Source organism: uncultured Oribacterium sp. (assembly GCF_902481605.1).
Classification (GTDB): Bacteria; Bacillota; Clostridia; order Lachnospirales; family Lachnospiraceae; genus Oribacterium; species Oribacterium sinus.
This window is the reverse complement of the sequence record NZ_CABSXI010000077.1, coordinates 1-10,176: the sequence shown is the minus strand read 5'-3', so window position 1 is coordinate 10,176 and position 10,176 is coordinate 1. Positions and strand designations below refer to the sequence as shown.

General features: G+C 45.7%; 7 protein-coding genes. All 7 read left to right on the top strand.

Going from position 1 to position 10,176, the window contains the following annotated elements; translation table 11 throughout:
* Nucleotides 1–1,258 (top strand): PD-(D/E)XK nuclease family protein (locus tag RDQ32_RS09950; protein ID WP_308580325.1); only part of this gene is annotated, 1,258 nt, incomplete at its 5' end.
* Between the two features lie 104 nt (nt 1,259–1,362).
* Nucleotides 1,363–5,226, top strand: a complete 3,864-nt coding sequence (locus tag RDQ32_RS09945; protein ID WP_308580324.1) for a UvrD-helicase domain-containing protein — start codon at nt 1,363–1,365, stop codon at nt 5,224–5,226.
* A 129-nt stretch (nt 5,227–5,355) separates the two neighbouring features.
* Entirely contained in the window at nt 5,356–6,897 is a 1,542-nt protein-coding gene (gene guaA, locus RDQ32_RS09940; RefSeq protein WP_308580323.1) for a glutamine-hydrolyzing GMP synthase, read from the top strand.
* Nucleotides 6,898–7,107: 210 nt separating this feature from the next.
* Complete coding sequence (locus RDQ32_RS09935) at nt 7,108–7,506, top strand: DUF6608 family protein (RefSeq protein WP_308580321.1); 399 nt, start codon at nt 7,108–7,110, stop codon at nt 7,504–7,506.
* A gap of 226 nt (nt 7,507–7,732) precedes the next feature.
* Nucleotides 7,733–8,404, top strand: coding sequence for a hypothetical protein (locus RDQ32_RS09930; RefSeq protein WP_308580319.1), 672 nt, complete (start codon nt 7,733–7,735; stop codon nt 8,402–8,404).
* On the top strand, nt 8,385–8,696 hold the full coding sequence (locus tag RDQ32_RS09925) for a macro domain-containing protein (protein ID WP_308580318.1): 312 nt from the start codon (nt 8,385–8,387) through the stop codon (nt 8,694–8,696). Before RDQ32_RS09930 ends, RDQ32_RS09925 begins: the two co-directional genes overlap by 20 nt.
* Nucleotides 8,696–9,832, top strand: a complete 1,137-nt coding sequence (locus RDQ32_RS09920; RefSeq protein ID WP_308580316.1) for an SseB family protein — start codon at nt 8,696–8,698, stop codon at nt 9,830–9,832. Before RDQ32_RS09925 ends, RDQ32_RS09920 begins: the two co-directional genes overlap by 1 nt.
* Nucleotides 9,833–10,176: the final 344 nt, after the last annotated feature.

The window sequence follows — 10,176 nt, the reverse complement described above, 5'->3', positions numbered from 1 at the left end:
GCTGGAATCCTTTCAGCTTCTCCATAGCCTTTGGCAGGAGGAAGAGTACAAAAAGGACTTGGAAAAACTTTTGGATGCAGTTTTTTGGGAAAATCGACATTTGCCCCTAAGCAAAGAACTGTCCAAGGAACTTTACGGAGAAAAAATCAGAGGCTCCGTAAGCCGACTGGAAGGGCTAAATCGTTGTGCCTTTTTCCATTTCCTTCGCTATGGCTTACATTTGCAGGAAAGAAAAGAGGCGGAGATTCAGGCCTTTGATTTGGGAAATCTTTACCATAAGCTGGTGGAAAGCTTTTTTAAGAAGCTAAAGGAAGAAAAGCTGAAGGGAGAGGCGCTTACCCAGCATTTTCAGGAGTATCTTAATTTCGCCATAGCGGAAAGTGAGCAGGATCCGGAATTTGCTCCCTTCTTAGAGGGGGGACGGAACCAGTATTTTCTCCATAAGTTTAAGGAAAATGCAAAAACCATCCTCTGGGCGCTGGAACGGCAGCTTTCCGGAGGGGATTTTCAGGTGGAAGCCCTGGAGCGGGATTTTCACTATGAAAGCGATACCCTGTCCTTTAGGGGAAGGGTGGACCGGGTGGACAGCTACCTGGATGAGGAAAAGAATTATTACCTAAAGGTTTTGGACTATAAAAGTGGAAATACGGATTTTTCCTTGGATCTTTTAAAGGCGGGACTACAGATTCAGCTTCCCCTCTACCTATCCATCTTGTTGGAGGAGGAGAGAAAGAGACATCCGGACTACAAATTGCATCCTGCAGGGCTGTTTTATTTCACCATGGATAACCCAAGCCTAAGCTTTAAGGGGCAGACTGAGGAGGAGCTTTTTCAGGAAAAGCTGAAGGCTTCAAGACCCAAGGGCTTAATCAACGGGGATAAGGACATCATTTTCCGCATGGATAGGGAGCTAAAGGGAGACAGCCTTCTGCTTCCGGTAAAGGAGAAAAACGGCACTGTAGAGGAAAAGGGCTCTGTTGCCAAAGAGGAAAAGATTCTGGCTATGCTTTCCTATGTGCGGGAAAGGGTGGAGGAGGACTGTAAGAGAATCCTGGAGGGAGAGAAGGATATTTCCCCTATTCGAGAGAGCCTGGATAAGACGGCCTGCACCTACTGCCCCTACCACAGCATCTGCGGCTTTGACCCGGATCTCCCCGGCTTTTCCTATAGAAGCATGGAAAAGGGAGAGGAAGAGGCGATTTGGGAGGAGTGGGTAGAGAAGTATCAGAAGAAAGGGCAAGAAGATGCCGGTGTGTAAAGAAATATCAGAAGAAATAAGCGTAAAAAGTAGTGCAGGCAGAAGTAAAAAAAAGGCAGCGAGATGGCATTGCAGATGAAAGTATCGAGAGAAAGGGCAGTAAAATGGCATTGTGGACGGAAGAGCAAAAGGCGGTAATCGCCCATAGAGAAGGAAATCTGCTGGTCTCTGCGGCGGCAGGTTCCGGAAAGACGGCAGTGCTGGTGGAACACGTGCTGTCCCTGATTTTAGAGGAAAATGCTTCCCTTTCTTCTTTGGTTTTGATGACCTTTACCGAAGCTGCGGCGGAGGAAATGAAGGAAAGAATCAAAAAACGCTTGGAAGAGCATTTGCAAAAGGGCTATGACAAGCGGATTCTTCGGGAAATTGCCCTGCTTCCTACCGCAAATATCAGTACCATCCACGCCTTTTGTAAGCGACTAATTGAGGAAAATTATGCAGGCCTCTCCATAGACGCCCATTTTCGGATTGGGGATACCGGGGAAATGTCCCTGCTTCAATCGGATATTTTAGAGGAGCTTCTGGAAGAGGAATACGAAAAGAAGGAAGAGTCCTTTCTGGCCTTTGTGGACCAGTTTTCCATGGGAAAGAAGGACAAGGGTATAGAGGAGCTGATTTTAAAGCTTTATATGCTGGCCAGCGCCATGCCCTTTCCCACGGCCTATTTGGAGGGGCTATTAGAGGAAGACGCCCATTCTCGTAGGGAAAAGTGGGAAAAGGACCTCTACGAAGATATGAAGAGCAGACTGGAAAATCTTTCTCTCCTCTATGAAGATGCACTAGACCTATGCCGAGAGCCAAACGGCCCTATAGAGTATGAAGAGCGGATTTTAGAAGAAAGGGATCAGTGCCTTGCCCTTGCATATGCGGACAACCTGGAAGACTTGGTAAGAGGACTGGAGAGTCTATCCTTTGGGCGCCTAAAGAGCACTAAGTCGGAGGGAAAAGAATTGGTAAAGTCCCTTCGAGAAAGAGGAAAGAAGACTCTAAAGACCTGGCAGGAGAACTATAGGCTGCTTCCAAAAGAGCTGGAAGAGGAAGTGGAGGAAAAGGGACAGAAGCGAATCCTGGAGCTTGTGCGACTTTGTCTTCTCTTCTTAGAACGCTATCAAAAGGAAAAGGAAGAAAGGGCGGTACTGGACTTTTCGGACTTGGAGCATTTTGCCTTGAAGCTTTTGTATCAGGATGGAGGCGATGGAGCTATCGAGGGAGAGGCGGAAATCAAGGCTGAGACGGAAATTAATCATGAGATAGAAGCCGGTAAATATGGTACTAAAGAGATAGAGATGGGGAAAGAGAAGGAAGTCCGTTATAGTGCCTTGGCGGATGATCTGGCTAAGTCCTATAGGGAAATCCTGGTGGATGAGTATCAGGATTCAAACCTTGTGCAGGAATATATTGTTCGTGCTCTATCTCAGGAGCGCTTTGGAAAGCCCAATGTCTTTCAGGTGGGGGATGTAAAGCAAAGCATTTACCGATTCCGAATGGCAAGGCCGGAGCTATTCCTGGAAAAATACCATGATGAAAGCTATCCCAAGATTTTCCTTCGGAAGAACTTCCGTTCTGATGAAGGGGTGCTTTCCGCTGTAAACACCCTGTTCTTTAAGATTATGAAAAAGGACTTCGGCGGAATCGAATATGACTTGGAGAACAGTCTATTCCTGGGGAAGGTAAGAATAGAAGAAGCAAAGCGGGAAGATTGTTCAGGAGAGAATCAAGGCGAAGAAGATAAAGCGCAAAGTTGCGAAGAGCATAGAGATAAGCCGGAGGGCGAGTCTCCAATTACAGGCAAGCAGAGACGGGATCAAACGGAACTGCTTCTCTTAGAGTTGGAAAAAACTGCCTCTACAGGGGAAGAGGGAGAAGAAGATAGTAAAGAGGATGATAGTATAGAGGACGATGGCAACAGCGCTTCCAACAGCGCCTCCAATAGCTCCTCTGGAAAATCCCTCAGTAAGCTGGAGCTGGAATGTAAGATGATTGCGGGGAAAGTTCGTGAGCTTTTGAAAAAGGGCTACGCCTATAAGGACATGGTGATTCTCCTTCGTTCTCCCCACAGCGTTTCCAGAGAAATGGTGGATATCTTCGGAAAAGAAGGCATCCCTGCCTATGCGGAGCTAAAAACCGGATATTATTCTGCGGTGGAGGTGGAAACGGTTCTATCTTTCCTTGCCATCATTGACAATCCAAGACAGGATATCCCCATGGCAGCGGTACTGCGCTCCCCCTTATTTTCCTTTACGGACGAAGAGCTGGGACAGATTGTGCTGACGAAGGGTAGCCTATACGAAAAGCCCTATGATAAGAGCAAGGAAAATGCGGTAAATCTATCCTTACAGGCAGAAAAAGCATTGCCTCCTGGGCTGGAAGAAAAATGGCAGAATTTCCAAGGCAAGCTGGAACGCTACCGTAGACTATCCCGTTCCCTACGGCTTCATTCCTTACTGACTTTAATTTATGAAGAGACGGACTACTATAACTATGTGCGGGCGCTGCCCTTGGGGGAGAAACGGCAGGCGAATCTTGACCAGCTTTTAGAGGATGCCAAGCAGTTTGAAAAGGGAAGCTACAGCGGCTTATTTCATTTTATCCGCTATATTGAAAAGGTGAAAAAACAGGAGCAGGATCAGGGCGAGGCAACGGTGTTCTCGGAAAAGGACGACCTGCTTCGGATTATGTCCATCCACCACTCCAAAGGATTACAGTTTAAGGTAGTCTTCCTTTCCCAGCTGCATAAGACCTTTAACAAGATGGATTCCAAGGCCAAAATGCTGATGGATGCAGAGCTGGGACTTGCCGCAGATTACTTAGATTTGGAAACAAGAATAAAGTATCCATCCCTCCACAAAATCGCCATTAAGGAAAAGAGCGAGCGGGAAAGCCTTGGAGAAGAACTTCGGGTGCTTTATGTTGCCATGACCAGAGCAGAGGAAAAGCTGATTCTTACCGGCGTTTGTAAAAATGAAGAGGATTTAATCAAGAAATTCCCGGTGCAAGAACGGCTGTCTCTGGAGGATATCCGGGGAGTGACTTCTTATCTTGCCTGGATTTTGATGGCTTATTCCCGAAGCTTCTTTGAAAGTACCAAAACCGAAGAAATAGCTCTTCGTTTTCTCTCGAAAGAGGATTTAGAGGAAAATGAAGGAAAAGCTATGGGAGAAGCCATTTCCCTTGAGAAAAAGCTCTACGAGTTCTTGGGAACAGGTCGGGAAAAGACAGAGGCGGAAAAGCTTATGGAAGAGCATTTTTCCTATGTCTATCCCTATGAGAAGAGCACCCATAGAAGTCCCAAATACTCTGTTTCCTTATTGAAAATGAAGGCTATGGAGGAGCATGGGGAGGCGATTTCTGAAACCGGGCAGGAAGGAAAGGCGGTTGCCCCGGAGTGGGATGAGGCTAATGCTAATGCTGAAGAAAAGCAGCAGGCCAAAGAAAAGCCCGATAGCCCCTTGATTCAGAAGATGAAAGCAGAAGGGAAAAATATCGGTGCGGCAATAGGTGACAGCTATCACCATGCTTTAGCCTTTTACGATTATTCTAAAGATATTTCCCAGCTATCCGACTTTCTCTCTCCGGAGGAATATGGCTTACTGAATCAAGAGAAGCTTCAGAAGTTCTTGGACTCTCCCCTAGGACATCTTTTTGCCAAGGCCTATAAGGAGAATACCCTTTATCGGGAACAGCATTTTATGCAGGAAGTGGAGTATGAGAAGCTATTTCCGGAGGATAGGGGGGATAATGTAGAAAAGGTAATTCTCCAAGGTATCATTGATGCCTTTATTATGGAGGAAGATGGCATTATCCTTGTGGACTATAAGACCGACCGGGTAAAGGACGGGGAAGAGCTAAGGAATCGTTACCAAAAGCAAATCGACTTATACAGCGAAGCCTTGGAGCAGATTTTAGGAAAAAAAGTAAAACGAAGAGTGCTTTATTCCTTCTCCTTAGGAGAGGAAGTGGACTTATAGGGAGTGGCAAAGAAGGGCTTGCATAAGTCTTTTCCTAGGCACTATAATGAGTAATTGTGTGAGCCTTTAATAAAGGCGGTTTATCTATCTTGTTGCCATTGGACGAACTGAAGAAAAGGGGAAAGAAAAATGAATCATGAACGGATTCTCGTATTGGATTTTGGTGGACAGTACAACCAGTTGATTGCCCGGAGAGTAAGAGACGAAGGGGTTTATGCAGAGGTTTACAGTTCCGACATTGGCATAGAGAAGATTAAAGAATTAAGTCCCAAGGGAATCATCTTTACCGGGGGACCTCAGTCCGTGTACAAAGAGGAAAGCCAGCATATCGGAAAGGAAATTTTCGAGCTGGGCATCCCCATTTTCGGCTTCTGCTATGGAGCACAGCTGATTGCCTATGAGCTTGGAGGAGAGGTGGCTACCGCCCCTGTCAGCGAATATGGAAAGACGGAAACCCATGTGGAGAAGTCTTCTGTGCTTTTCTCCGATGTAGCGGAAGAGACCACCGTTTTCATGTCCCATACCGACTATATTGCCAAGGTGCCGGAGGGCTTTACAATTACCGCCCATACCGAGCATTGTCCTGTTGCGGGAATGGAAGATGGGAAGAGACAGATTTATGCGGTGCAGTTCCATCCAGAGGTGCAGCATAGTGTAGAAGGGCAGAAGATGATTCATCATTTTCTCTATGACGTCTGCAAATGTACCGGCGACTGGAAGATGGCCTCCTTCGTAGAGGAGCAGGTTTCCCTTTTGAAAAATAAAATTGGATCCGGTAAGGTGCTTCTGGCCCTTTCCGGCGGTGTGGACAGCTCTGTTGCAGCAGGGCTTCTTTCCAGAGCAATCGGAAAGCAGTTGTACTGTGTGTTCGTGGATCACGGCCTTCTTCGGAAAAATGAAGGAGATCAGGTGGAGGAAATCTTCGGGGAAAAGGGAGATTTCGAGTTAAACTTCGTTCGTATAAATGCGGGAGAAGAGTATTTTGAGAAATTAGCCGGGGTGGAAGATCCGGAGAAGAAGAGAAAGATTATCGGAGAGCAGTTTATTCGTATCTTCGAGCGTGAGGCAAATAAAATCGGAGCAGTAGACTTCCTTGCTCAGGGAACCATTTATGCAGACGTGGTGGAATCCGGCCTTGGAAAGGGCGCAGTGATTAAGTCTCACCACAATGTAGGTGGCCTTCCCAAGAACATTTCCTTTAAGGAAATTGTAGAGCCTCTGCGCCTGCTCTTTAAGGATGAGGTGCGTAAGGTAGGACTGGAGCTTGGCCTTCCGGAGCATTTGGTGTATCGTCAGCCCTTCCCGGGACCGGGACTTGGGGTAAGAATTATCGGAGAGGTAACTCCCGAGAAGGTTCGCATGGTACAAGATGCGGACTTCATTTACCGTGAAGAAATCGAGAAAGCGGGACTTTCCCGTTCCTACAGCCAGTATTTTGCCGCCCTCACCAATATGCGCTCCGTAGGCGTTATGGGAGACTTCCGTACCTATGATTATGCAGTGGCTCTCCGTGCGGTGATTACCGATGACTTCATGACCGCAGAATGCGCAGATATCCCCTTTAGCGTGCTCCAGAGAGTGATGAATCGAATCGTGAATGAGGTAAAGGGAGTGAACAGAGTGTTCTATGATCTGACTTCTAAGCCACCAGGAACGATTGAGATGGAGTAGGAGAAGCAAATATGTTAATGTTATAAAACGCCTGAAAATACGGGAATTGATCGATTTTGATGAAGTAAAATTGTCTGAATGATTCTATTATGATACTAAAAAGCTGAAATAGCAGGTTCAAAAGGGAGTTGTTGAATTTAAAGTAAATTGTTTAGAAAGCCTTCCATCGTTTTGGTGGGAGGCTTTGACTAATAGATGGGGTAGTGTGTTATGAAAATTACTTGTAGGTTATTAAAAAATATAGCAATATTATTTTGTTCTATTTTTACGATTGCCACAATAGCGAGTTGCATAATAAATTTGCTAATGGGTAATACAAACGATACCTATTTTCATATTTTGGATAGGGCAGTATTAACTTTAATTGGCTCCATTATTATTGGCATTGTAGCAGATGTTGATTTTAAAAATCCAATATTTAATTGTTTAATTCCGTACTTGATTTTTATTATATTAGCTTTTCTATATGTATTTATTTCAGGATTTTTTGTTGAACTACATCCTAATGCCTATAGAGATATATTTATAAATGATACAATTGCTTATATTATAGTTTATGTAAGCATAGCTATTTACAAGAATAGAGCTAAACGAAAAATAAAAAATTGATGCTGTATAAATCGGCAGAAAAAACAGTACCTGTCTCGTCAGCGAGAGGAACACACCTTTTCCTGCCATCCCCATGCCGAAGGGGATGATAAAGAGCGCATGTCTGGGTTTGCGTTTGAAATTACAGGGAGATAAAACGAAAAGAGGGATACTTTCATTCGTCGCTTGCGAAGCGACCTCTTCCCCGCCGTAATTCTGTAGAAAGTAATCATGGAGGTGAAACACTATGATGATTAGTCCGGAAGGGTATTACGAGATGAATCTGAAAGGTAAATCTCAGCAGGAAATTATGACAGAGATCCGGTCTCTGAAGCGTGAGATTGGAAGGTTGAAAAGAAAACTGGAAGAACATTGTTTCGACCAGAAAGTTACCATGTATCCCAACCCGTTGACCAGGATCAGCTGCAGTCGGGATTATCTTGAAAGAGCAAAGCAGGCATATGAAGAGGCTGGCGGAATCTACCAGCCGACCAAGGCAGAATTGCGGGATAAAGCCTTTAATGACGGGCTGCTTTTCATGAAGAGATTCGTGTTTGATATTGGCGGATTTTTCGACGGGTATGATAAGCGGACATACACAATCAGCGGAGAGAAAGTTCTTTTCGACCTGGAGCATTCTTTCTATTTGAAACCGTCAAATCTGCCTGTCTGCGAGGCGTTTACAAAAGACGAATTTGTGAGTGGTATCACCGGCCTGCATATCGGTGAATGGAAAAAGAAATATGTGAATCCGCTTGTGCTGGATGGTACGCAATGGGGAGTCGACATAGAATATGCAGACGGACGAAAACTGGTACATATATACGGCAGCAATGCCTTCCCGTATAGCTTTGATAACCTGCTGGAATTCCTTGGGATAGATGAGGAGGATGATACAGATGAGCAAGATCAGGATTGAAAAGGTAAGCATTACTGATGCCGTGACAGATTGCATTGTGCATGCGGCCAACGAGCATCTTCAGGGCGGTAGTGGCGTCTGCGGAGCAATCTTCAAAGCGGCCGGATGGAACCAGCTGCAGAAGGCGTGTGATGCGATAGGGCATTGTGATACAGGTAGCGCGGCAATCACGCCGGCGTTCAATCTGGACGCCAAATACATCATTCATGCGGTCGGCCCGGTCTGGAGGGATGACAAGATCCTTCAACTTGGTAAGGAAGAATTGCAGCGGCAAGTACTGGAGGTGATGTAATGAATTATAAGAACGCAGGCTTCAGAGCCTTCTATCATCACTTCATAGCGATTCCGATGAAGGAAATGCTGAAAACATCTGTGAAAGATTTTTCCGGAGCGGACAAAGCAAACTGTATCCTGACTTACGGGTACATTGATCAACAATGCGGTCTTACCATGGAAATCCTCGCGGTCGGCGAAGAGAGCAAAAACGGTTTCAGATTTTATGACGGCAATGATACAATCCGATCTTTCATCCGCATCGGCGCTGTAGTGGAAGATGAATTTTCATTCTTTGACGATGAGGATGGAACTCTCGCAAAAAGGTATGCCGATAAGCTTGAGATGCTCCACCATTACGATGCATCCGAAGAGGTTGAGAAGACCAGAGAGATGTGCTTTCTTGACGGGAGTAGACACGAGAATTTTGTTGATGATGTGCTCGTGTATCTGATGAAGGACGGTCTAAAGCCGGAAGGGTGCTGGACGCGGATCACTGGTCTCGGAGATCATTGGATTATGGGAACACTCCTCAATGAACCGGATCAGAATTTCGGATATCATGAGGGCGAAACGATTGCATTTTTCGTGCAGGAGACAGATGAAAAGAAGGTAATCTGTTATTCCGATATGAATCCGAGTCAGAAGATCACGGCAGCGGATCTGGAAGATGGAAGTATGTTGGAAGAGGCTGTCACTGCCTTCAACAACGAGTGCACAGAGCCGCACCTGATTGACATTCTGGAGATACTTCGCGACAGCTATGTCTGGATTCCTTGCAACGCTGTCCTGAGCGATGAGGACCAGAAATACTGGAATGATATCGCTCAGAAGCTGACCGACGATCCCGACGCAGACCCTACCGAATTTATCGGGAAAGAATTCAAAACGGTCGGTGCGACGAGAATGATTCCGGATATCCTGCAGAACGGAGAGCAGTTTTTCTTCCCGATCTTTACCACTACGGAAGCCATGGGCGAGTACGGGGATAATTTCTCAAAAGTGCAGAGACACATGCTGGAAGTGATTTCTATTGCCAGGAATAACGAAAAGGATCTTGCCGGTATCGTACTGAATGCCTTTACCGAGCCTTTTGTACTGGATAAAGAAATATGGGACATCGTGGAGAACATGAAGTCCCGCATCGAGGAATAACAGCAATTCTCAATGGGAAGATGGAGAAAACTCTCTGTCTTCCCATTCTTAAAAAGCGGCTCCGCTGCCCAGCTCATTACCGGAGAAATCCAGTGATGTCGAAGGGGCTTGGGGCGCTTCCCCAACGAGCTCTCGGAGGTGTTTGTCAGGACAGACGCATTGCTCGCACAGTTTGTGACGATCATTTCCAGCGCAGAAATTTTCCAAAATTTCGTATCGCTGATACCACTTGCCATTTTATGGTCGAAATCTTCTTTGAACAATAAAATAGTCGCCATAAGCACGACAAAATAGATACAATCTCAATCGGTTTGTGGTATAGTATAAGCTATTTGGTTTTGTAG

Coding starts and splice junctions, on each gene's coding strand:
- RDQ32_RS09925 (WP_308580318.1), top strand. CDS start 8,385: ATGAGCAAGATCAGGATTGAAAAGGTAAGCATTACTGATGCCGTGACA.
- RDQ32_RS09920 (WP_308580316.1), top strand. CDS start 8,696: ATGAATTATAAGAACGCAGGCTTCAGAGCCTTCTATCATCACTTCATA.
- guaA (WP_308580323.1), top strand. CDS start 5,356: ATGAATCATGAACGGATTCTCGTATTGGATTTTGGTGGACAGTACAAC.
- RDQ32_RS09930 (WP_308580319.1), top strand. CDS start 7,733: ATGATGATTAGTCCGGAAGGGTATTACGAGATGAATCTGAAAGGTAAA.
- RDQ32_RS09945 (WP_308580324.1), top strand. CDS start 1,363: ATGGCATTGTGGACGGAAGAGCAAAAGGCGGTAATCGCCCATAGAGAA.
- RDQ32_RS09935 (WP_308580321.1), top strand. CDS start 7,108: ATGAAAATTACTTGTAGGTTATTAAAAAATATAGCAATATTATTTTGT.